General features: G+C 48.3%; 25 protein-coding genes. 4 read left to right on the top strand and 21 right to left on the bottom strand.

Annotated features, from left to right (window positions below; translation table 11 throughout):
* Nucleotides 1-165: 165 nt before the first annotated feature.
* Complete coding sequence (locus BLQ17_RS07145; RefSeq protein ID WP_092221318.1) at nt 166-1,644, top strand: C1 family peptidase; 1,479 nt, start codon at nt 166-168, stop codon at nt 1,642-1,644.
* Between the two features lie 115 nt (nt 1,645-1,759).
* Here the strand turns inward: BLQ17_RS07145 and BLQ17_RS07140 are convergent, their stop codons facing one another.
* The 19 genes from BLQ17_RS07140 to BLQ17_RS07055 form a co-directional block, all read right to left on the bottom strand.
* Nucleotides 1,760-2,140, bottom strand: coding sequence for a glycoside hydrolase family protein (locus BLQ17_RS07140; RefSeq protein ID WP_092221316.1), 381 nt, complete (start codon nt 2,138-2,140; stop codon nt 1,760-1,762).
* 1 nt (nt 2,141) lies between these two features.
* On the bottom strand, nt 2,142-2,516 hold the full coding sequence (locus BLQ17_RS07135; protein WP_143005457.1) for a hypothetical protein: 375 nt from the start codon (nt 2,514-2,516) through the stop codon (nt 2,142-2,144).
* Between the two features lie 13 nt (nt 2,517-2,529).
* Nucleotides 2,530-2,949, bottom strand: coding sequence for a DUF1353 domain-containing protein (locus tag BLQ17_RS07130; protein WP_092221312.1), 420 nt, complete (start codon nt 2,947-2,949; stop codon nt 2,530-2,532).
* A 214-nt stretch (nt 2,950-3,163) separates the two neighbouring features.
* Nucleotides 3,164-3,685 carry a hypothetical protein gene (locus BLQ17_RS07125; protein ID WP_092221310.1) on the bottom strand — a complete coding sequence of 174 codons (522 nt, stop codon included), beginning with the start codon at nt 3,683-3,685 and terminating at the stop codon, nt 3,164-3,166.
* Nucleotides 3,686-3,704: 19 nt separating this feature from the next.
* Nucleotides 3,705-4,052, bottom strand: a complete 348-nt coding sequence (locus BLQ17_RS07120; RefSeq protein WP_092221308.1) for a hypothetical protein — start codon at nt 4,050-4,052, stop codon at nt 3,705-3,707.
* Between the two features lie 12 nt (nt 4,053-4,064).
* Nucleotides 4,065-5,222 carry a hypothetical protein gene (locus BLQ17_RS07115; RefSeq protein ID WP_092221306.1) on the bottom strand — a complete coding sequence of 386 codons (1,158 nt, stop codon included), beginning with the start codon at nt 5,220-5,222 and terminating at the stop codon, nt 4,065-4,067.
* 9 nt (nt 5,223-5,231) lie between these two features.
* Nucleotides 5,232-6,404: a hypothetical protein gene (locus tag BLQ17_RS07110; protein ID WP_092221304.1), complete on the bottom strand. Its 1,173-nt coding sequence runs from the start codon at nt 6,402-6,404 to the stop codon at nt 5,232-5,234.
* On the bottom strand, nt 6,401-9,484 hold the full coding sequence (locus tag BLQ17_RS07105; protein WP_092221302.1) for a tape measure protein: 3,084 nt from the start codon (nt 9,482-9,484) through the stop codon (nt 6,401-6,403). The genes BLQ17_RS07110 and BLQ17_RS07105 overlap by 4 nt, the downstream gene beginning before the upstream one ends.
* 4 nt (nt 9,485-9,488) lie before the next feature.
* Nucleotides 9,489-9,869, bottom strand: a complete 381-nt coding sequence (locus BLQ17_RS23650; RefSeq protein WP_281180507.1) for a DUF1799 domain-containing protein — start codon at nt 9,867-9,869, stop codon at nt 9,489-9,491.
* A 26-nt stretch (nt 9,870-9,895) separates the two neighbouring features.
* On the bottom strand, nt 9,896-10,285 hold the full coding sequence (locus tag BLQ17_RS07095; protein ID WP_092221299.1) for a hypothetical protein: 390 nt from the start codon (nt 10,283-10,285) through the stop codon (nt 9,896-9,898).
* 63 nt (nt 10,286-10,348) lie between these two features.
* The gene (locus tag BLQ17_RS07090; RefSeq protein WP_092221297.1) at nt 10,349-11,068 is read right to left on the bottom strand and encodes a hypothetical protein; all 720 of its coding nucleotides are present in this window, start codon (nt 11,066-11,068) and stop codon (nt 10,349-10,351) included.
* Complete coding sequence (locus BLQ17_RS22525; protein ID WP_176761120.1) at nt 11,068-11,235, bottom strand: hypothetical protein; 168 nt, start codon at nt 11,233-11,235, stop codon at nt 11,068-11,070. The genes BLQ17_RS07090 and BLQ17_RS22525 overlap by 1 nt, the downstream gene beginning before the upstream one ends.
* 9 nt (nt 11,236-11,244) lie before the next feature.
* Nucleotides 11,245-11,715: a hypothetical protein gene (locus BLQ17_RS07085; RefSeq protein ID WP_092221295.1), complete on the bottom strand. Its 471-nt coding sequence runs from the start codon at nt 11,713-11,715 to the stop codon at nt 11,245-11,247.
* Nucleotides 11,715-12,329: a hypothetical protein gene (locus BLQ17_RS07080; protein WP_092221293.1), complete on the bottom strand. Its 615-nt coding sequence runs from the start codon at nt 12,327-12,329 to the stop codon at nt 11,715-11,717. The genes BLQ17_RS07085 and BLQ17_RS07080 overlap by 1 nt, the downstream gene beginning before the upstream one ends.
* A 20-nt stretch (nt 12,330-12,349) precedes the next feature.
* A complete protein-coding gene (locus BLQ17_RS07075) occupies nt 12,350-12,664 on the bottom strand; it encodes a head-tail joining protein (protein WP_092221292.1) in 315 nt (104 codons plus the stop codon).
* Between the two features lie 4 nt (nt 12,665-12,668).
* Nucleotides 12,669-13,058 (bottom strand): hypothetical protein, encoded by a 390-nt coding sequence (locus BLQ17_RS07070; protein ID WP_092221290.1) that lies wholly within the window; start codon nt 13,056-13,058, stop codon nt 12,669-12,671.
* 107 nt (nt 13,059-13,165) lie between these two features.
* Nucleotides 13,166-15,193: a prohead protease/major capsid protein fusion protein gene (locus BLQ17_RS07065; RefSeq protein ID WP_092221288.1), complete on the bottom strand. Its 2,028-nt coding sequence runs from the start codon at nt 15,191-15,193 to the stop codon at nt 13,166-13,168.
* 2 nt (nt 15,194-15,195) lie between these two features.
* Nucleotides 15,196-16,620, bottom strand: coding sequence for a phage portal protein (locus tag BLQ17_RS07060; protein ID WP_092221286.1), 1,425 nt, complete (start codon nt 16,618-16,620; stop codon nt 15,196-15,198).
* Entirely contained in the window at nt 16,620-16,841 is a 222-nt protein-coding gene (locus BLQ17_RS07055) for a hypothetical protein (protein WP_092221284.1), read from the bottom strand. The genes BLQ17_RS07060 and BLQ17_RS07055 overlap by 1 nt, the downstream gene beginning before the upstream one ends.
* Nucleotides 16,842-17,810: 969 nt before the next feature.
* Here BLQ17_RS07055 and BLQ17_RS07045 point away from each other — a divergent pair.
* The 3 genes from BLQ17_RS07045 to BLQ17_RS23385 all read left to right on the top strand — a co-directional run bounded on the left by BLQ17_RS07045 (nt 17,811) and on the right by BLQ17_RS23385 (nt 19,602).
* Nucleotides 17,811-19,058 carry a DEAD/DEAH box helicase gene (locus tag BLQ17_RS07045; RefSeq protein ID WP_092221280.1) on the top strand — a complete coding sequence of 416 codons (1,248 nt, stop codon included), beginning with the start codon at nt 17,811-17,813 and terminating at the stop codon, nt 19,056-19,058.
* 102 nt (nt 19,059-19,160) lie between these two features.
* A complete protein-coding gene (locus tag BLQ17_RS07040) occupies nt 19,161-19,364 on the top strand; it encodes a cold-shock protein (RefSeq protein ID WP_092221278.1) in 204 nt (67 codons plus the stop codon).
* Between the two features lie 103 nt (nt 19,365-19,467).
* Entirely contained in the window at nt 19,468-19,602 is a 135-nt protein-coding gene (locus BLQ17_RS23385; RefSeq protein ID WP_281180506.1) for a hypothetical protein, read from the top strand.
* A gap of 256 nt (nt 19,603-19,858) precedes the next feature.
* On the opposite strand, the gene BLQ17_RS07035 is transcribed toward BLQ17_RS23385, so the two are convergent.
* Both BLQ17_RS07035 and BLQ17_RS07025 read right to left on the bottom strand, forming a co-directional pair.
* The gene (locus BLQ17_RS07035; RefSeq protein ID WP_092221276.1) at nt 19,859-20,341 is read right to left on the bottom strand and encodes a hypothetical protein; all 483 of its coding nucleotides are present in this window, start codon (nt 20,339-20,341) and stop codon (nt 19,859-19,861) included.
* Nucleotides 20,342-20,687: 346 nt separating this feature from the next.
* The gene (locus BLQ17_RS07025) at nt 20,688-22,457 is read right to left on the bottom strand and encodes a terminase gpA endonuclease subunit (protein WP_176761119.1); all 1,770 of its coding nucleotides are present in this window, start codon (nt 22,455-22,457) and stop codon (nt 20,688-20,690) included.
* Between the last annotated feature and the right edge of the window lie 126 nt (nt 22,458-22,583).

Genomic DNA, 22,583 nt, shown 5'->3' with positions numbered 1-22,583 from the left:
AAGATTACGTTCTTTACCACAAAAGGCAAAACAATAGCTGGCAGTCATTAACCTCCTTAGTACAAAGACAACTGATAAAATCAATACCGTGAATTAAAAGAGCATTTGAGAATTTATAAATCCGGTTTGTATCTCATCAAAAATTTTGAACCAAAGGAGATCATCGTGAAAGAGAAAAGCAACTATAAAAAATGGCTGGGGCTCCTGGTATCAACTGCCATATTGATGGCTATGACAGTCTCTCCGGGATATACAGACCCCAACAGACACCAATTGGGAGACTTTAAACTGCCACCTGCAGTCTACAAAAAGCTCTTAAAACTCCAACCCATGGATATGGCTTTAGATATACCTCTGCCCGGAAGCTACGATGCAAGAGATTACGGCTTCGTCACGCCACCAAAAGATCAGGGTTCCTGCGGCAGCTGTTGGGCTTTTGCCACCGTGGGCGCCTTTGAATCACACCTGCTCAAGCAATACGGCGTGGACCGCCTGGAGGATCTTTCCGAGCAACAACAGGTTTCCTGCAATACAGCTATGTGGGGTTGCTCGGGGGGCACTTCAACCGCCATACAGTATTACAATGAAGAAAATGGTCAAGGACCAGTAGATGAGAGTTATTTCCCCTACACTGGCTCTGATTCGACAGACTGCATTGAGGAAGCAGCGGAACAATTAGGGTACCGCGTTTTTGATTATCATACGGTTCCTCAAACAACAGAAGGGTTTAAGAACTCTCTCGTTATCAACGGGCCAAGTTATTGGCGATACAATGTCTATGATGATTTTTATGATTACTGGTACAGTAATAACCCTGACGCAGTGTACATTAACTATGACAATCGCTATGTAGGTGGTCATGCGGTACTGTTGATCGGATGGGATGACAGCAAAGGTGCATTTCTCTGTAAAAACAGTTGGGGTGGTGGAGGACCAAACGGCGACGGTACTTTCTGGATCGCCTATGATGGACACGCACATAACCTGGGTTTTGCAATGGCCAACTTCAGTTTGACCTCTACAGGTTGTGAAACCGACCAGGAATGCGACGATGGCATTTACTGTAACGGTGTGGAAATCTGTGTAAGCGGTACCTGTCAGGAAGGGACACCTGTATCCTGCGAACAGAATGGATCCTTCTGTGATGGCACAGAGGTGTGCAATGAAGCCAACGGAGGATGCGGCAGTTCAGGTGACCCATGCGCTTCAAATGAGATCTGCAATGAAGTGAACGATAGATGTGACCCCTTATGCGGCAATGGTTATTGCGGCGATCCAGGAGAAGACTGTTTTACTTGCCCTTCCGACTGTGACTCTGGAACAGTGGGTGATGGTGATGTGAGTGAATGCTTCAAACATGTTGCAGACGGTAAGTGCAATTTATCCAAGGATGGACCCACTTGCCCTGATTGTTTGGCTTCCTATTGCTGTGGTGATGGTATCTGTGAGAGCGGGGAAACATACGATGTGTGCGCAATTGATTGTCAGCCCTCTGTTTGTGGTAACAAAATCTGTGAAACTGACGAGAATACTACCTCCTGCCCGGCTGACTGTCCTGCTGTCACCTGCAATGGATTCAAAGAGGAATGTAGTGATAACAGTGATTGTTGCAGTAACCGATGTAATAAAGGGATCTGTCGATAACAGATAAAGTCCTATACTTTTCTCTTTAAAAGGGGGCTGTTTCTTTTGGGGCGGCCCCTCAATGAAGAGGGGCAGGATTTCTGTAACTGTCCAGAATCCTGTTTATTACAGCTGATCACCCTTTTCGCATTTTCTCAGACAACTCTTCAGCCCTGCTGCCTACCTGACGCGCCCACTTTGAATCAAGCATCTCATCTGCGGCGAGATCAAAATTATGGGCCCGGATTGCCGCCCACATGCGCCGAAATTTGAACAATCCTTCGACACCCAGGTTGAACGACATGTTCACAAGCACCTCCTGTCTGGCAGGTGACAGGTTTTTCATTGAAGGCAACAGCTGGTTATGGAGCCGTTTAACTCTCGTTTTTAAGATCATATGTGCCTCTTCTTCGGTCAAATAGGTGAACCCATACCCTATTGTCAAAACTCCTGCAGGACACAGGTAGGGACGAGGTGAGAACCCCTCATGCCGTTTGAGTTCATCGATCAAGTCCATGTCAGTTTTTTATCTTGTTTTTGAGCACATATTCCAGTATGTCACCGCGCAGGCCATCAACTTTCCCGGTCAGGGTCCCGATCGCTTTGTTTTGATCTGACAACTCCTTGGCCACCTGAGTAAATCGCTCATTGTTCAGCTTGTTGCAAGATTCCTGTGTACGTTCGCAGCGATTTTCAGTGATAAAATGCGGTTCCCCGTTTTCATTTGCAAGTACCTTAGTAAGTTTCTCTATAGCATCACTGTTCGCTTGCACCTGGGACCTGATTTTTTCATCCTTGCGCACATAGGCTATAATTTGCACAATCCATGTGACCAGAAATGCCGCACCGGTAAGTGCTGTCCTGCCGTCGATCTCCAATTTGCCACCATCCATTTCGACAACCAGATTAATATTTGTTTCCAATTCCAAGATGTGCGCCGATCCTGACTCCAGCTAAACCGGAAACAGCGCGCCACAACTTCATTCCTTCCACCTCATGCGCCATGAGAAAAAAAACGATATCGGCCATTAATCGATCAAACTTGTTTTTTGCCAGTTCGCACGCCCGATCGTGCCGGCAGCTGGTCTTGATCATTTTATGAAATTTAGGGATTACCATCCGAGCCGGGCCAGGTGGCGAGCTTGCCCCGTTCCATTTATAGCCGGACGGAACCGTGATACCATAAGCATGGAAAGGCTGAGTGAGGATCAAGACTGAACTGTCCTTCCCTTGCTTCATGTAGATAATGTCATCTACATTTCTGTCAGACAGGTGCTTCAGATACTTCGAAACTGTGTTGTAGATGATCTTTTTTGCAATGCTCATTATTTATCCTCCCAGGATAAACGTTTAGCCTCAACAATCTTTCTTACATGTCCCGAGTCCATGCAAACCATGGTCATAAAACTTACATGGACGCACAAGCTTGTTATTTTCGTCAAGGATGGAACACACCTCTTTGCAACCAGGATTTTTCAAGACATACACCCCGCCAACTTTTCTTACTGTGACATCAATAGGTACACCTTCATGCATGGCACTACTCCACCGGTACCATGTAAGGCTCCGCAGTCTGCGGGTTGTACGATTGATAGTTGTAATCCCCTTGATAGGCCGGTTGCGAACTGCTTACCGCATGTTTTCCAAAATCGTTCAGGTAATATGACCCCAAGCCGAAGGTCAGAACATCAAGCACTTTGTCGGCAGTCTGCCAACCTCGGTGATCCGGCGGCCTGGTTTCAAGATTCTGCTGGAACTTCGGCTCTCCGCGAATCGAGAATTTTTTCGGCAGATATGCCTTGCTGCCGTCGGCAAGCGTGATCATCTCCATCTCGACCTGAACCCCTGAGTTCTTGAACATTTTCGCCGTCTGGTTATCCCGGTTCTTATGCTGGTCGGTATAGAGGAAATCACGCTGGACCGCAGCGCCGGTTATTGTGGCTGTCACTTTGCCGGCTTCGTCAAACATTTTAATTGTGCTTTGAGTGGACATCCCCGGGAAACATCCACTCAGAAGAAAAGACACCGTGGTCAGCAGAAACAAATTGATAAAAATCTTCATCCCATCACCTCACTTTTGTTTACCGAAGAAGGAACACAACAATCTTCTTGAGAATCTTCTTTATCACAGCTACTATCTCGGGATTGGTCGATGCACTCGCAAATTCGTTGTCGATCCAGTCCTTAGCCTGTTGCGGGGTTATATCTCGAATCCCGGCAGCATTCCGTTCAGCCTCCAACTCTGCCACCCGGGTCTCAAGAGCTGTTATAGCGTCCAACTCTTCCTGGGTTCTAAAAGCTTCCGGCGTGTTCCCTTTGGCAAGCCATTCTTGGAAATCCGCCCAAAACCTGCTTGAAGGCGTAATATTTGACCGTCCAGTCATCAGGTCAGACACAACCGTCCCTTCTGCGTTTTCATATTTATACATACTGTATTCTCCTTACAGGCGAGCGTCTAAAATGAGGTGATTCACTGAGTTACCGGATAGGGCCATAGACTGATCTGGCAGTGTCGTGTAGACACCGTCTGAATTTATCTGTAGAAGTTCTTTGGTCGTTGCTGTCGTGGTGAACGTCGGGCTTGACGATGGAGCGTAAGAGTATCCGGACTGCAGTACTTGCCACCCTGAACTTTGATTTTTTAATACTGTTGGTGTTGCCCTCATCGGAGGATTAAGTGGAATCGAACCAAGAACGGAACTGTTTGTAGAACGCCCGGAAAGCATCATGCCCTTCCAGTAGATCAGCCGCAAATATCGCTCACACTTAACAAAGTCTGTCTGGTAGTCCACATACTCAAAACTTGTTGGTACCGTTCCACTTTCTAATTGTGGCGTGCTGAATGTTCCGGTTCCAAACTCAACCTGCGTCTGAGTCCCTTCTGTAAAAGTTGCGGTTACTTCTCCGCTATCTCCGTAAGAGCCAGAATCGATACGAGCCTGTGCTGTTCCTGTCCATGACAGGACAACGCTACCTCCAGGGACATTTTTATCTTCGATTATCTGGAGCAATGTCCCGGAAGTGATGGTGAAGGTGGTTGTATTTCCGGTGGTTGAGAAGGTGTATGTGCAACCACCCGAACCTGCTTTCCACCCATCATGGCCATATTCTCCGGCAGACAGTACAACTGTTCCTGAAACATCTTCCTGGTTGATGCGTCCGAGAGCGTTTATCAATAAGTTTTTATGATGAAAATCCGCCCACTCTGTATCAAAATCAGAGTTGGATGGTTTTATCAGCACTTGCCCTTTTCCCCCTCCTGTCGGAATCACATTGCTGATTTTCAACCAATATGTTCCATCGTCAGTGGTCGGATCAACGTTCAGTACGCCGGTGTCAATGCATCGGTACGAATAACCGTCACTCCCAGCCACTACGTCCGGGAAATCATAGGTTGTGGTATTACCCCAGGCAACCATAACTGTTTGCTGGTCAAGACCGCTGGTAATCGTGTTCAGCTCCGCAACAGACGCGTTCAACTCGGTACAGAAATCAGCCAGCGCATCAAGAAAAGCATCAGCCCTAGCTGCAAAATTTGCAGGATCAGATTTTGACGGCGGGTCCGGAAGTAAAGTAATTGACGGAATGTTCAAAGCCATAATGTCCTCTTAAATAAGCCCCTCTATCTCCAGGTCGCACCATGAATGAAACGGTCCGGAGACGGTAATTGAAAAATCTTTAAATAGCCCAAAGACCAAAAGCATCTCCATCCCATCGGTCTCATCGCCTATCCAGGCGGTTGGGATTCCACGTAAAGATGAAATTTTTCTGTAAACTGCATCAACAACGATATTTTCAACAAACACATTCATATTGTTTGTTTTTGCCCAATATCCAGGAGTAATAGAGGTTCGACCAATATCATCAGTCTCCTTTTGGGAAAAATCGATAATCCCTGCTTTCACACCATGCTGCAGCTTCCCGATACCCAACCCTCTGCCAACAACGACATTCCCGCACTCAGCATTCGTACCTGTTTCAGCAGCTATATCTATCGTGAGTACCCCATTGTACGTGCTTACAATTGAGCGAAGCGACACCTCTTCTTTTACCGAATATTCACCAAAAAAATACTCATACCAGTCAGAGATCTGCTGGACTATGGCCGCACCATAAGTAAGGTCAACAGCCTCTTCCCAATATTTTGTGGTCTCGGTGGCATCCCAAAGAGCAACAGTTACTTTATTGCCAGTCAAACCAAATAAGGCAATATTGTCGGCACGCTGGACATTGAGTTTCACGCTGATTAAATTCAGATTAACCGTCTTGGTATTGACGTATTCATCAAACATCTTGTACTGATTCGTACTCTCCACCAATTTCCAGAAACCGATTTCATCTTCGCTGGTAATAGTCCAGGCGGCATGAGTACCATCACCCTTGCTCGAATACACAGACACACCAAGTGCGCCGGTACCTGAGTTGTAACTAGTGATTTCAGCAGTCATATTGACCGACAAAGGCGTTGATGATTTGGCAATATTGACAACCATACCGGCGACAAAACCAAGACCTGTAGCTACCGTAAACGTCTTTGCACCGGTACCAACCGTGTTACTGGTGGAACTTGCAGACTCTATAGTCTGAGGATCAACATTGTCAGGCGGGTATTTATCGGTGTTGTTCCCGCGCAATGACTTGTATACACGATGCGGAGTCTGATCAGTAACCTGCACAAGATCACCAACGGTATACGTCGTTGAATCTGACCACTCACTCTCAGAATTCACAGCGACATTTGTATAGGTCATTGCTATTGGCTCAGGGTATATGACTTTCATCCACTCACACCAACTCTACTGGAAACCGGCAACCCGGTATGTTCTATGCGTCTCAGGACATCTGCAGCTTTTTTGACATGCGTTAAAATTTGCAGGAGCATAGTTTCTAAATCCAGACCTCCAGGAAAATAGGAACCATACGACAAAGGTACAGCTGTAGACCGAACGTGACCGCCACCCGCATACCGATCTGCATTGATATAATCAAGCAGTTGCTTATGCTTGGCGGTCGAATATGTATTGATAATATACTCGCCACCCATAGCAATCTGCGCCTGGCCGTTTATGGTCCCGAGGTATAGGTCATCACGTATTCCGGACCCACCTTGGAGAATACCTCCGTCGTTAAACGTCGCGTACCCTCGTGGAAGTAAGCCGCCATCAGCCCTGCGTCCCTCGTTCATCGGGTTATAAACCCGGACATCAAAATTTCGAAAACTGGCAACACGTCTGGCAGAAGAGGAAATGGAATCGGCAGACGATGCAGTTCCTGCAGCAAGCATCTTCATCGCCTGGTTAAGGTCGGTTGCGGCCCCGTAATTGACCATAAACGCGGCGGCAAGTTCATCTTCGAGACTCGGAAGCCCTCGCTCCGCTGCAATCCGGTGTGCCGTGGCCCGGACAACGTCCATCGATACCTCAGACGCCCCGGCAAGCGCATCGCTCATAGAACCCATCATCGCTGAAAACGCGCTGGTCTGGTCGACCCACTCGCCTGTAGCCTGGTTCAACACCATAACCGACGAATCGACGGAGGTTGTGAGGCCATCCATTGACTCTCGTGCCAAATACATGACCCCGGACGCATTTGCCGACACATGGGTAAACGCCTCAAAATCATCGGCCAGGGCATCCAAGTTCTCAGCAGTATCTCCGGTAATCCTGGTAAGTGTGTCCCCAACCCCTGCAGCTTGCAATTCTTGAATTCCGACGGCAGCCTGTTGGAGCTGGTCGTACAGGCTGCCGTCCGCGCCCCATTCGGCTATCATTTTCGCCCCGAACACCGCAGCAGCAGCAACCCCTGCTCCGGCCATGGCTGCGCCGCCACCGCCGCCAAGCGAGCTTCCATATGTCCCTTCTGCGAGTGCAAGCTGCGTTCCGGCATTAACACTTGTTGCTGTTCCAGTCGCCCCTGCGGCCCCGGCAAGCGTCCCAGTCGTGCTGTACGGCATGAGAGAGTATGCTGGAGCGGAGGCGAGCGGTGCTCCACCGGCAACATACGCCGGAGTAGTGCTTGCAATAGCGGCTGGGGCAGTAGAAGTTGCGCTGGTTATCCCAAGCCACCCTCCCACTTTTGAAACCCCGGTTTTTAAGGCAGACCCCCAACTCATCAAATCACCAACGCCGCCACCAGAACCGCCACCAAAACTGAAACCACCGAAAGAATACTCATCTCCAGTAAACCAAGACGTCAGCCACTTCCACGCCTCACTGGCCATCATCTCAGCAACCATTCCGAGAAACGTTGAAAGCATGTCGTCAATTAGCGATTTAAAGGCATCACCAATACTGTCAAATTCACCTCTCAGGGAGTCGCCAACCATTGTTTTGAAATTTGTCTCAATTGATGAAGAAAGTTCTTCCCAATCATCTGACATACTGGTTGTGGCCTGGTAGGATCCATCGTCAAGATCGTCAAAGAATTCAGAAAGGGCTCCATCAACTTTGGCGGTTTTTTCTTTGAGCTCTTCCATTGTCCCGACAAGCTGAATGCCTCGCATGTTTGCTTTTTTCATTCCCTTGTCGTGGACCAGCCAGAGATCTTCCCCAAGTTTTTCGCCGTCTTTGACAAACTTATTGAGCTGCTTTTGCGTGTAGGTGACTTTTTCTGTACCCTTTACAACCTCCTTTGCCCCTTGTATCCATGGGTCGTGATATTCTTCCTCTACAACCTGAGACAGATTTTTAATAACCTTGATCTGCAGCTTGTGAGCAGCAATCTGAGCATCAATCGCCTTCAGCTCAGCCTGTTTTGCCTTTCTCGCTTCGCTGGTAAGAGCATAGGAATAAGCGACCTCTTTACGCTTTCTTCCCAACTCTTCAATTTTCTTTTCCAGGTCGACAATGCCCTGCCGGTCTTTTTCAAGCCACACCGCGAGCTCTTCAGCATTCATGGTGGCAAATTCAAAAAATCCGAGTTCGCCATCGACGACAGCAGCCCACCCCTCAAAACTTTTGGCTATATTGGCAATCGCACCGATTACCCAGGCAGAAGCATCAATCAGATTGGAAAACAAAGAAATAATCCCATCCTTGTTTTCCTCGACAGTATCGGCAAGATCCTTTATCGACTGAGCGATTGATCCTGTTGCTCCGGAGGTGTCGTTTGCCCCATCGATTATGGACTCCCATACATTGCCAAGATAAGTAGTTGCCCGTTCAACCGTGAGCGGCAGTTGGGAAAATTCCTCGTCTATTCTGCCAGCGCCTTTTTCAAAACTCTCCAGGAAAAGCTCAGCGGTCAACTTGCCATCAAGCATCTTCTGGCGAAGTTCTCCCATGGTAACGCCCATACCGTCAGCAACCGCCTCCAGAACCCGAGGCGTGTTGTCCATGACAGAATTAAATTCTTCAGCACGAACGATCCCTCCAAACATTGCCTGGTTCAGCTGCTGCATCGAGTTGGCCTGGGCCTCCTGGGAAGCACCGGAAACGGCCATCGACTTATTAAGAGACTCGGTTATTCCAAGCAGCCTCTCCTCTGAGATATTGAGCTCCTTGGTTGACCTGGCAAGACCTGTATAGAGTCCGGCTGTCGCTTCATACCCCTGATAGGTGTCCTGCGCACTCTGATACAGCTTTTCCTGAACACGGTTGAGCTGCTCGGTTCCATCTGTAACCAGCTTGAGACGGCTTTCAATCAGAGAGTAGGTGTCGGCAACTTTTGTAAACTGAGAAACGGCATATCCACCGGCAGCAACAAAAGCGGTCAGAGCAGCACCACCAATAGCAACCTGGCGACCGAAATCGGCAACAGCGGCCCTGGACGAGTACATAACGCGGTCGACCTCTTTGCCGAAACCGGTAATAACCAGCTTTCCTTTATCATCAACCACAAGGTCGACTTTGAGCTGCGCCATTGAATTACCTCGCCTTTCCCCTGTTCTTCAATTTCTCTTCCTCTTCCTGCCGCCGCTTTTCCCGCTCCTTACCAATATGCAAAGCCACCTCTGAGGCAAGAAGTTTAACCTGGTCAAAAAGATCCAACCGGTCACCTACCGGAACACCAATAACGTCCATAGCAGCCTCAATATCAGCGTTTGCAATCCAGAGACCGCCAGACTCCCGCCACTGATCGCTGCAACGGCTGTACACATCAAAAACCTGCTTGTTGTCTTGATTTTCCTCCGGTTTGCATTTGCGGCACGGAGGATCCTTTTTGACCGGAGCAACTTTGTCCCAGGGTGCCTTTTTGTTTCTTGCCGCGTATGTCGCCTTGCAATCTCTGCAGCTTTGCCGCCCCACCCCGGACAACCAGGCGGCAAAGTCGATTAGTTTTTTGACGCAGCCTTCGCCCTCTCTCTGGCTTGTTCGTCTACAATTTTGCGTTTTCCGTTGATAAAAACCATGAACTGAGACGAACAAGACCAGCGAGCCTTATTCTGGTCTGTACATTCCATTTTCACGCCGTCCTCGTCGAAAAAGCCTTCCCAATCCTTCACCGTCCTGATAGCGGTTTCAGCGCGGTCAACCTCCTGGTTAAACACCCTTTCGGTAACCGTGGTGTTTCTTTCCGGGTCATAGACCGCACGTTCAGTCAAAGCCTTTGATTTGATCGCCGACAGATCCTCGTCGGTCAGATTCTGAATAAGGACCCTCCCCTCTTTTTCATCGTCCATATAAGGAAACCAGACCTCAATTTTCCCGATAAGCCGTGGCATACTGTTTCTCCTGTTTTTTTCAGGCCCGGACTCCGGGCCATTTTTATCTTAAAACGGTCGTCCTTAAATGGTGCCGCCGTGGATTTCCATTCCCTCGATACCGGCCTCAGAAGAAACCACAGACTTACACGCCAGGGTCAATACTCCCGCAGCCACATTGGTGATAGTGGTGTTAACCGCATCGTTTGATGTAGAATCGAAAATAAGCAGAGTCATTCCGGCAACAAAACCTGCAGTAATAAAACCGCTTGCCGAATCGGTGATAGTGTCGTTACTGCCAGCGCCGTCGACAAAGGCAAGAGTCGGAGTGGCAGATTCCACCATATGAGCGGTATAGATTGCCAACCGACCATTGGGAACGATCTTCCCGGACACCGGGAAAGCATCGTTTTTGCCAGCCTCCCCGGAGAGAGCCCCGGAAATTTGCATCGAGGACGATGGATCGTTTGCCAGATCTGTGGTGAAAAAGTGGTTGTAGTCAAGAAAACCGAGCAGGTCACGACCAACCAGCTTGGTACCGTTGAGCGCAGCTTGCTTCAAAGCTCCCTGCCCATCATGATCATCGGCAATCAACCACCCTGCATAGCTGATATCATTGTATGCGCCAGACCCGAGAAACTTTCGGTCAAAAGCCTGACGAAACTCATCCAGGGTAATAACCTGACGCTCAAACCCTGGTGGGGAAAGTTTATTCAAACCCTTCACCACAGCTTGTTCAGCTTTACCGTAATTCAGAACGATGGCCGCATCAGCAGCAGTCAAATAATCAAGTGCTCCAGACATTATCCTTTCTCCTCTGTGGAGTTAATCGATGCATCCGGGGGAAAGCCTTGAACCTCTTTAAGAGCAGTCGCTAACCGGATGTTTTCGTTTTTCAGTTCTTCTACTTCTTTCTCCAGCTCGTGGATTCTCTCCACCGCCGCCGGGAAATTGTTTGGAGTAAGAGCCATAGCAGTCTCCTAAATGAGTTTATCTTCGCGAAACACATACGGCCTGGTAACCGGAATCGCCATATTGGTGGAAAAGATAGGGAAGAATTCCACAGGATCGTTTTCAACCTCTATCTCACCGAATTGACCTCCATCCAGATCGGCAGACGCAAGAGCCTTTACCAGCAATTGCCGCCCCTCTTCCAGGTCGACCACCTGACGGTATGTTTTCAGCTTTCCGTCAACATCCGGAGCGGCGTCGTCAAGAATTGCAAACGATACGGCATAGAGCAATGTCTCTCTATCAGATCCCAACCCTCCTCTTTTAGTGGCAAAACTGATAGCCACCAGAGGATAGTTATATCCGTCCGGAGGGTCTTCAAGATTAAGACCAACCTGGACAACAGGTTCGCTGTTATATTTTTCAACGCACCAGGCGACGAAACCTGCGTTATTTGCAACTGCAAGCTGAAAAGAAGAGGTCAACACGTTGGCATCCATCAGATTTTTTCGCCTCGCATTTTACGGTTGTAGTTTGATATGATATTTCGTTCTGCATCCATCTTGTTTTGCTGCCAGAACGGGTCAATAATCGGCCTTGCCGGAGTCCTGAAAAAGGTCGTTGATTTACGCAGGAAAAAGTATTTCCTCAACCGTGGGTACTTACCTATTTTTTCATATCGACCGCCCCTACGCGCAAACCATAATCCACGATCCATTACTGGATGTTCGACCCCTTCCTGCATCACTTCCGCAATTCTTACCCATGACGACGAGAGATTATGGTTCGGATCATTTGTCCCACGAAAACTGATAACTTTATTCTTGTTAAAACCGACCGAGAAAACCCGGCCATCACTCAATGTCTCAGCCCAGTAACGGACGGCAATAGCCAGGGCCGCCAAAGGTTTTCTCCGGCCTGATGGAACAGCCTTGGAAACCGTTCGCAACGGGGCGAACTGTTTGCCACCAGCCCCACCACCACGCATCTGTTTTTTCAACAACTTCGAGAGCCGAAACGCTTCCACACGCACCGCGATTTCACCGGTCTTTCGCCGATTTTCATCGTAGCTTTTCAGCTCCTGGCGAAAATTGTTCATATTACGAACAACCATTCTGGCTCCAGACGGACCACTCATGGCTTGTGCCTCACATCACGCTCAACATGGAGCATCCATTTAAACCAGGTTGAACCTTCAACTTCTTTTTTGACCTTCCACCATCTACCGTCAACGAGGACCTCATCCCCATAATTCCACTCGGGGATATCCGATTTCATAACCTGCAATTTTCCGACATCGGCAGAACCATTACGATTATCACGGTCCTTGCCCTGGGAACGGAAAATAGCGTTTAGATCAGTGCCGTTATAATTGACAACCTGGCCGAATTTTTCCGGTGAGAAAGCGTCGACCAGGACTGACAGCTGCAGGTCACGAAAAGATGTCATCGTCTTACTCGGTCATAAAATATTCAAGAGCGACCACAATCTTACCGGCAGTAAGGTCGGCTGCAGCAATGGTCATGGTAAGCGAAGCATTCGCTGCCAACTTGATAGCATTCCCCGCTGTTTTGTCAGGAACGGCAGACACCGGACCAGTGGCAAAGGAGGCGATTGCAGTAGCAGCTTTTACGTCACCTGCAGATGCAAGTTCCAGAGCTATAGTTGCGGCACCGCCACTGGTTGGAGCGGTCTGCACATCGATAAGACCGAAGTCAACAAGAGCGCCATCCGGAATCGACGGACCGCGAAGGGTTATATCGCCAACAGCGCCGCCGTCTTTTTCAAAATCATACTGAAAGAGAGCGACTTTCTTTCTGTTCTCAAGTGCGGAATTTTGCATTGTTATCCCCTCAATAAATGATATTTTCGTTTCCCCCCTATTCTTTACAGCTGGACGCAGCCAGCCAGGAGAGGAAACTAGCTGCGTCCATCACCGGAACAACCCCATTACGCTCCGGCATTTTTGGAAAGACCGCGCCAATCCATGGCCTTTGCCCCTGCGTCGATCCGGACCTTATGCTCGACACCATCAACTGACCAACCTGACTTCTGCTCAAGGTACGGCTTCTGGATTCCGTCGAGGAAAAAGACCTTAACGGTCTTGCCTTTCCTCGCTGCCAGATACCATGCCGTGGTAGAGTCATCATCAAGGCGTGAATCGTAGACCCTGGTCAGCTTGTTGCCGGAATAGATATTGGTCCTAGTCGCCCCTTTGTTGTCGGCGGCAAACTGGTTGGAGTTAAAAAATATTTCCGCTGAACCCTGGATAGATTTGGGACCGATAAAATATTCAGGAGAAATATTGAGCCCACGCTTTCCGGCGATATCTTTTTGCAGGCCCATTTTGGTATAACCCTCGTTGAGCGTGGTTTCGGAAACTACTCCTCCGGTAAGGATGTTGTTATGCGCGGCGATAAAAAGCGCCTTGCCGTCACCCATTACGGAGTTTGCTATAGGCACTGCGTAAACTATATCTCCGACCTTTCTGGCAGCAGCCTCACCGTGAGCAAACGGTATATCGGTAAGAGCGCCGATATCGTCGTTTATAATTGCCTGGCGGGTTATGGCAAAGAGCTTCCCATAGGTCGCGATGGCATACTCCTCGAACGCCTCAGACCGCTCACCATACTTGTATTCCTGGCCCTCCGGAATCTCATCAAGATCGGAAGTCTCGGACGCTCTTGCCTGTTTGTGGGTAAGAAAATTCGAAACCGATCCGGTATCACACCAGATTTGCCATGTTTCCCCGGAAGCATCCCACCCAGACATCAATGATAGATTTGCCGTATTACCGAGAATTACCGGGAACTCTGAGGTCGTAAGCGCCCGACCGACAACGTCGAGCGGTCGACCGGCGTCTGATCTACCGGATCGAATCAATGACATCCTGGCAAGGTCAACCAGAGAACGACCGGCCAATTCATCGAAACCAGGCGCAGGCTGTTCAACCGGCACCCCGGCCCGAACCATGATCGCGTCCTGACTGGCCGCGCGGAATTTCTGCATCTCCTCAACGCCGACCTCGACAGGAGCACGGAAGCCATATCCGCCGTCACCCTGCTGCCGTTTGAGAATCTCATCCATTACCGTTTTACGAGCTTGCTCAATGCTCGAACCATCAGCAACCAGAGTGATGGCAAGGTCGTCAAAACCGTGCGATCGGCACATTGACTGAATTTCCGCACTTCTCTTCCTCTCCGCCTCAATCGCATTTTGTGCCGCCACTGCCGGATCTATTTGCGCTGGCTGGTGACCGCTGCCACCGGTATGATTATTGGCTCCTGCGGAACGTTGCCCTTTACGCTGATCTTCATCGCTCATACGGCCAAAATACTCCCATGCCTGTTCTTCGGTTGCGTCCTTGGGCAGCCCTCGCCGCTCAAGGAATGCTCTCAATCTCTCGTCCATGAGTCGTTCCTCTTGTTGGGGCGCGGGCGATTCTGCCCTTGCCTTTGCTTTTCCATCCGCCCCGATTGGGCAGACACTTAACTCTTTTATTCTCCACTTCGACACGACACGTACCGGCCCCTCGAAACTCCTGCCATCGACTACAGCGCTCTCTCCATCCTCGACCCAGATCGCGCCACCTTCCAAAATTTCATACCCAGCAGAAAAGTCAGTGAGATGTCCCTCACGCACCTTGGTGTGCTGTGATTCTGCTTCCTGAACAGTAGAAAAATGAGCTCTCCCTACCAGTTCCTCTTTTTCAACAGCCATATTGCGGCAGGAACCGATAACCGAATAACTTGAATAACGGCTGTGGGTATCGAGAAGCGGCACCTGGCGATTATCAGGCATTTCGAGACCGGACATCAGCAGAATTTCATCAATTACCCCTCGATTCCAATCGTAAACACGAACCCTGCCTTCAGTCGCGACCACGACCTCAACCGACCTGGTCTTTTCGTCGTAAGTGGACGGAGTGCCTTTTTCCATTCGCAGAGATAAAGAGCGGTAAAACTGTCGTTTGGTCATTTTCAATCCTTTTGTAATGCTGCCGGGTTATTGGCCAGGGCCGTAGAAACCTCTTCCATAGTAAGTCCACGGTCTTTCATCATCTTCTTGGCGTCGGCGATCTCGTCGAGAACATCTTCAAGCTGACGTCCTCTTGCCGCCACAACCTCCTGCGGCGAGCGCAGGTTCTGTTGCATTTCCTCAATGTCGGCTTTCACATCCCGCAGTTTGTCCACCGGATCGGCGACAGGCGGCTGCCAGACAGCTTTCAGATAGGGATATGGATTAAAGAAGTATCCTGGAATATTCAGTCGGTTGGAAAGAACCGCGTCGTCCATAAACGCCCTGAATATCGGCTGACAGTTCTGACGGATGTGGCGAGCAGATACAGGCTTTAGTACATGCTTGAAATCAGCCCGGACAACCTTGATAACAGCCCAGTTCAGACAATGATAATCACCGGAAAGCAGTTCATATGGAACACCGGTTGAGACCGAAAGCATGGAGAGAATGAGACGGACAAACGGTTCCAGGTTGCCGGACGGCCTGGGGTTAGCCATCAAATGCACATCTTCGCCAGGATTGACATATTCGATAATGCCGTTCTCCAGCTCTTCTATTGGTTGGAGAAAATTCGCCTCTTTTGTTGTCAGCGCTTTCTGCCGGGCCACCGGGTCCATCGACTTGACTATTGCCAGCCATTTGGAGGCGTACTTAAAGCCATCAATCTCCCCTTCCATACAGTCCTTGAGATCTTCGGTGACGATAACTCCTGGAGTAAAAGGGGAAATCCCACGTAGCTGGCCGGGACGTAGCGTCTCAAACCCATGGATCACCTGGTCGGCCTCGATGCGCTGCGGCTTGCCGTAACCATTAGGGTCGGTAAAATGATACGCTTTTACTTCCCCGGTTTCGGCGTGAAATTCGACACCCTGCTCTATTCTGTGATTACGGTTTTTAACTTGTGCGCCATACGTTGTCAGCCAGTCGGCCTCATACATCTGCAGAGCCAGGGGAACATAGCGATTCCTGTTTTTTGACCTGGTTTTAATGTAAAAATATTCGCCGCATTCGGTATCCTGATCACGGGAGAGACGCTCCATCTCCTTGAGATGCAGTTTTCCTGCAATATCAGCCTCATCGCAAAACCAGCGATAGCCATCCTCGATCTGCTGCGCCAGTCTTTTGTTATATTTGCCATCAGCCCCACTTGCCCTGGACTGCAGCGAAATTCCCTCTCCGACGGTAAAGTCGGTGATAATTCTCTTGGCTCTGGCAAAATATGGAAAATCACGGATAAGCTGCCGGACCTTGGCCCGGACGGTAGGACCGGCCATGGAGATTAGGTCGTTGATTCCGCTATCAACAGGTCGCCAGTCACCACCGGAACGGCTGGGCTTGCCGGCAGCGTAACGTTTAAAATCTTTCAACGAGACGACAGAACCCATTATCTGCGCCTCCCATGTTTGGCGATAGTGCGTGGGGAAAAACTTGAACCTGCGACGGAGGATTTTACTAAAGCAAGGAGTGATTTAAGCTGATTAATAGTCGCGCCATCGGCAAAATCGGTTCGATCACCGTCAATTGTAATTGAGGTGACACGCTTACCGAGGGCAACATCGACCAAAGCCCTTTCGATATTGTCAATATCCGTCTGAGTAAATGCCATTTGCGTCGCTCCTTTGTTTATGAAAAATATTGTGTATTTTTTTCACAACTTGCTTGGAGCGATTATACATGCCGTTTTTGGCTGGTTTGGAAATTTACCGGTATTTACCGGTCAGAGATGGGTATTTACCGGTATTTACCGGTTTTTACGGTTGACAAGGTTTTGGAAATCCACGATTTGCCTCTTGCGCGGCTGGGCCGGACCGGTCTTGCTGAAAAGTCTTTCAACAGACCGAACTACTTCGTAACCATGGTTTCAGAGTACGGCCTACAAAAAAAAGGAAGTATCTTAAGGCAAAGGGAAAGACTGGACTGAGTACCTTCATTCTGGCAAAGTTAAATTCAACAATCAGTTTCTAAAAATACACGATCAAAAATATTTCTAACCTACAGTTATTATTTAAAAATCTGATATGCAATGAAACCAAGCCTCAGAAAAAAGGCAAGCGACGTAGATATTAGGTATGCTTGTCGCAACGACATAGCAAAAACACTTTGCAAAAGGATATAATAATATTTACTGCATAATAATTACTTGCACATTCGAAAAAAAAGGCTATAGTCGCATCAGACAATTAAGTAGTCATCCATTTCTTCAGGTCTTTCGTGCCAACCTCGTTGTTTTACTCGCGTTGTTAGTTATTCTTGAAGCACTTATTAAATATTTACAGCACCATACTGAATACTTACAGCACCATACGATCTTTATCGTCACTTTAGCAACCGAGTTCCGCAATCAATTTCACATTCAGCATACCATCAAACCACTTGCTTTGTTTCATCACGAAAGTGCAGGGCATGACGTTTGATCAAATTTTACCCAAGACGGATATTGCAGAAGTTACAAGACCATTCGTTCGTCTAAAATCATTTTCAAAAAAACACGTATTTATTTGACTTTACAAAGGATTTCATCAGACTGGAAAATATTCGGTCTGCAGATCCTTATCACGAAACATTATAGGACATTATGAGTTTTAACCACTTTCAATTTGACCCTAAAATCAACGCAGGCATTGCAGCTTGCGGTTACACATCTCCAACCCCAATCCAGAAGGAAGCTATCCCTCAAATTTTGGCAGGCCACGACGTGCTCGGCCTGGCCCAGACAGGTACCGGCAAGACAGCGGCTTTTGTATTACCACTCTTACAGGTATTGCTCCAGAGCCCCAGGAAGGGAATCCGGGCCCTCATTGTTGCACCAACCAGGGAACTGGCGGAACAGATCAATGAGAACATTATCAAAATGGCTAAAAAGACCGGTCTGAAGAGCGCAGTCGTTTACGGTGGCGTAGGTAAACAGCCGCAGATCAGAGCTATTCGCAACGGAGTAGATATTCTAGTTGCCTGTCCGGGGCGTTTGATCGACCTCCTGAATGAAAAGCACTTTGATCTACGTTCTGTCGAGGTTCTGGTTCTGGATGAAGCCGACCACATGTTCGATAAGGGCTTTCTCCCTGATATAAAGCGGATAATCCGGCAGCTTCCCAAAAAACGCCAATCACTTGTTTTTTCTGCGACGATGCCCCAGGCTATTCGTTCTCTGGCCCAGGATATTCTGCATAACCCTGTATCGGTGCAGGTCAGTCATACTCTTCCTGCGGCAACAATTTCCCATTCCCTGTATCAGGTTTCTAAAGGGGAAAAAAACGCCCTGCTGAAAAACATTCTTGCCGAAGGCGGCAACGCCTGTACCCTGGTCTTCACCCGAACAAAACACAAGGCACGAAGTCTGGCCGGGATTCTGGAGAAAGTCGGTTTTAATGCTATTGCGCTCCAGGGCAATATGTCTCAAAGCAAAAGGCAGCAGGCCATGGATGGTTTTCGAAACGGCACATACAGGATTCTGGTGGCAACTGATATTGCCGCGCGGGGAATCGATGTCGACGATGTCTCTTTTGTCATAAATTACGATATGCCAGACACCGTCGAAACCTATACTCATCGAACGGGCAGGACAGGACGAGCCAATCGTACTGGTCTGGCTATGACCTTTGCGGAGCCTCAAGACATGAAGATGATTTCCACCATTGAACGTAGTCTTGGCAAGAAGATAAGCCGTGCTGAGCATCCCCCAGAGGCTCTCGAAAGCAAGGTTAAAACACTTCCTGCTGGAGAGGAACAACAAACTACGGTAAAACAAATAAACAGAGGGAAAAGCCGTCGCAGAAGGGCATGTACTTTTGATTTCGGAGTACGTAAACCTGCACTGAGATAGCATTTTCATCAGAAAATCAACACAAAGTGTCGAAATTTCAGTGAGATATTTCGACTATTATCAAGAAAGGGGTATATCCCCAAGAAAGAGGAGTAATACAAAATGGCTAAAGGAATAGTTAAATGGTTCAATGATGCAAAGGGTTTTGGTTTTATTGAGCAGGAAGGGGGCGAGGACATCTTTGTTCATCATTCTGCAATTCAGGCACAAGGGTTTAAAACCCTTACTGAGGGGGCTGAGGTCACCTTTGACATTGTCGAGGGACCAAAAGGCCCGGCTGCGGCAAATGTTGTCCAGAAAAAATAAGACCTGCACGGAAGCACGTAAATACCTCGGCGATCTGCAGGGGTATTTGGGGGTGGTTCAAGACAGAGTTTCCGATTACAAACCATAAATACAGGAGGGAGTCTTGACCAGAAATAATTATTCGTACGAAAAGCGCCAGAAAGAACTCGCGAAGAAAAAGAAGAAAGAAGAGAAACAGCAGCGAAAACAGCAGGGAAAGCGGAAAACGTCAGACGACGAAACCGAAACGACTCTGTAAATAATTCTGTATAACTTAACTGCCTTTTTGAAGCTTTCTGGATAGCCAGCAACACGACTTTAAAAGCCGACGTATCGTTTGGAAAGATGCGTCGGCGAGTCTGTAAATAAACCATTAACTCTCAAACTGAGGGTTCAATGGTTTATTATCTTTTTGGCGGCAAGCTGCGGATAATGGAAGGACACATCTTAGGTTAGGTTGAATTTTTCCTATACGACCTAAGCAACCCATAGAACTTCCGTTGCCCCCATCGCCTTTAACCTCGACTATCAGTAATAGTAACAGTTCCGCTAGCACCAGGTCCTAGATTACCTATAAAACGGCTTTCGGTCGCGGATATGTCAATAACCAAAGTGCTGGCTACACCATCACCTACGTAATCCAAAAAGCCAACATGGCCCTCTGGATGTATTATCATTTCGCTTAATGGCTTTGCTTGAACAGTCAGGCTTGAAAGTGTGGCAAGATTCCCAACCTCTTCTGTGCCACTGGGGCCTGTATAGTCGAAACCGACACCAAGGGAACTATTATTAATAATAGTAACTGTAACACTTGGGAGAGGAGCTGGTCCGCTAGTCTCTGCGTGAGCTGGCACAACAATTGATTCCACGACTGGGATAGACCACTTATCAGGCAGTAAACTTATTCCTGCTACGGCACCTGCACCTACAGCCATTTTCTTTAAAGCCGAGCGTCTGCCAGGATCATTTACTTTTTGTTCTTCATTATCTTTTTTCATAACGATCTTATCTCCCAAGTTTGGTTAAAGTTAGGATTAAAAACCATAAAAAACATACCGTTAAATGCCGAATTTTATGGAACCGTTACTTCTGAGTGGTTGAGGAATGCTACATTATTTTATTAATACCGACAAGAAGAAATACCTTTAATTATTTTTGATTATTATTTTCCCTTGCGATCCTGATTTTATCTTTTCGCCACGCCTCAATCTCACTCGAATCAGAATTCCAAGTCCCGCACACCTTTACTGCCGGAAACCCTTCCTGTCTGATGAGCTTTAAAACAGTGGTCTCTGACTGCCCCATATGGTTACAGATTGCCTTCATGCCAACAAGCCCAGACATTTACCACCTCTGCCTTTTTTGTTTCTGTTTTCTCTGCCTTATTGGCTTCACCACCTGCTGCGCTTCTTCCGGAGTAGGCCAGAACCGGATACCCTTGATATCAGCGGCAACCAGGGCAAGAACGCCGCAGTCCCACTGATGGTTTGCACGGTTTTTGTCATTCACCCAGACCCCGTTTTCGTCCCGTTCTTCAGCAAGCATCTGAAAGACAAAGTCTTCTGATATTTCGGAGTGAAACCGGAGCGCTCCAGGATCCGCCGCTTTCACCCGGAACAATCCGTCAAGCTTGTCCTTATAATGGGTGGTGTTAACCCGTACCCGTTTAAGGTTTCCTGGGAATTTTTTCTTTTCAGTTCCGGGGTAGAATTCCACATCGGCATAATTATAGGGAGTTGCCATTGTGCGCTCACCTTTTGACGGCAATATCAATCCTGGGAAACCATCGCAAAAATCATAAACTTCACTTGTCCGGTGCCCCATTGAGTCAAGGAGCCCAAACTGCACAGGATAAATGTTCCCGTCCGTATCCTTGTAAACATTCTCCCAGAGGACAGCCTCCAGATCGTCAAAGGAAAAAACAAATCCATCCTGCACCAGCCACCGCTCAGGCACCTTGCCGTAACCGATAGCGTAAATGGAATACCAGAAACCGTCGTCCTGCGTATCTGCCCCAAAGACTAAGCCGGCAACCTTGTTTTTCCCGGGAACAACACCTGCAGGGCGATCATCTTTCAAAGCCAGAAGCATATCGTCGGTTCTGGTCACCTCACGCTCAAGCCATGCCTCGGCTTTATGTTTGTTATAGAAATTTTTTCGAGCTTTCCGTTGCTGGTTTTTATCCCTTCTCGGGTCCTTTATCCGCAACCAGTCTGCAGCGACCTTCGACAGCGATACGCGGGAAGAAATCCAGCTTGGCTGGTGGAAACCGATATATGCCGGACGAAATTTTTCAAGGTGCTCTTCGAGTTTCAGCCCGCGCTTTCCGTCTGATCGACGCTCATACCATGACTTTGTCTGGATAGCCTGGTTCCGATCGTAATCACTCCATTTCGCCGAGCATTCCTCACATTCATACCACGCAAGTTTTTCCCGGAAAATGTCCCTGTAGTCGATAGAATGACCGTCATCTCCTTTCGGCCACTTGATGTTTTCAAACACCATATGCTGCACTTTCCCGCAATATGGGCATTTTGCGTAGTAATCGTATATGACCTCGCACTCAACTGTCAGCGCTTGCCAGATCGGGCCGTTTTCCGTTGTCGGAGTTGATGTGATAAAAATTTTATAGCTGTTGGGAAAAGCTATAACCCTGGTTTCGGCAACCTCGATAGTGCCAGCCTCTTTTTTGTTCGGCGACTCCGGATATTTGTCGACCTCCTGCAGATCGAGCAGCATGATCGATTCGTTTGAAAGGGAAATAGCAGATCCGGACCACCCCATAAGAAACTCCATCGTCGACAACTTAACGCTCAAGTTGGTTATGTCATCACGGTTACCTGTCTTCAGACGGCGCAGCCGAGGAGACATATCGATCATGGTATGGATACGTTTACGGCAATTCTTTTCCGCCGTAAGCTTGTCCGGATAAACGGAAAGGGCAGGACCTGGAGCCCTGTCCATTCTGTAGCCCATATAGCTGTCGACCATGGTAGATTTTGCCGACTGAGGCCCCGCGCAGACAACAACACACCGGACAAATGGACGATCGGCTGCGTCCAGCTGGCCGACCACATGGGGCGTTACCTCCATTTTCATCAGCGATCCGGCCATAGATCCCTGGGTAATAAAACGGTACTTTTCGCACCACTCGGACGGCAGGATCTTTTTCGCTCTGCGATAAGCTCTTCTTTCAGATATTGAAAAAGAAGTCGTGCAGTCAAAACCAGTGCGAATATG

Source organism: Desulforhopalus singaporensis, assembly GCF_900104445.1.
Classification (GTDB): domain Bacteria; phylum Desulfobacterota; class Desulfobulbia; order Desulfobulbales; family Desulfocapsaceae; genus Desulforhopalus_A; species Desulforhopalus_A singaporensis.
This window is presented reverse-complemented; position numbering and strand designations above follow the sequence as displayed.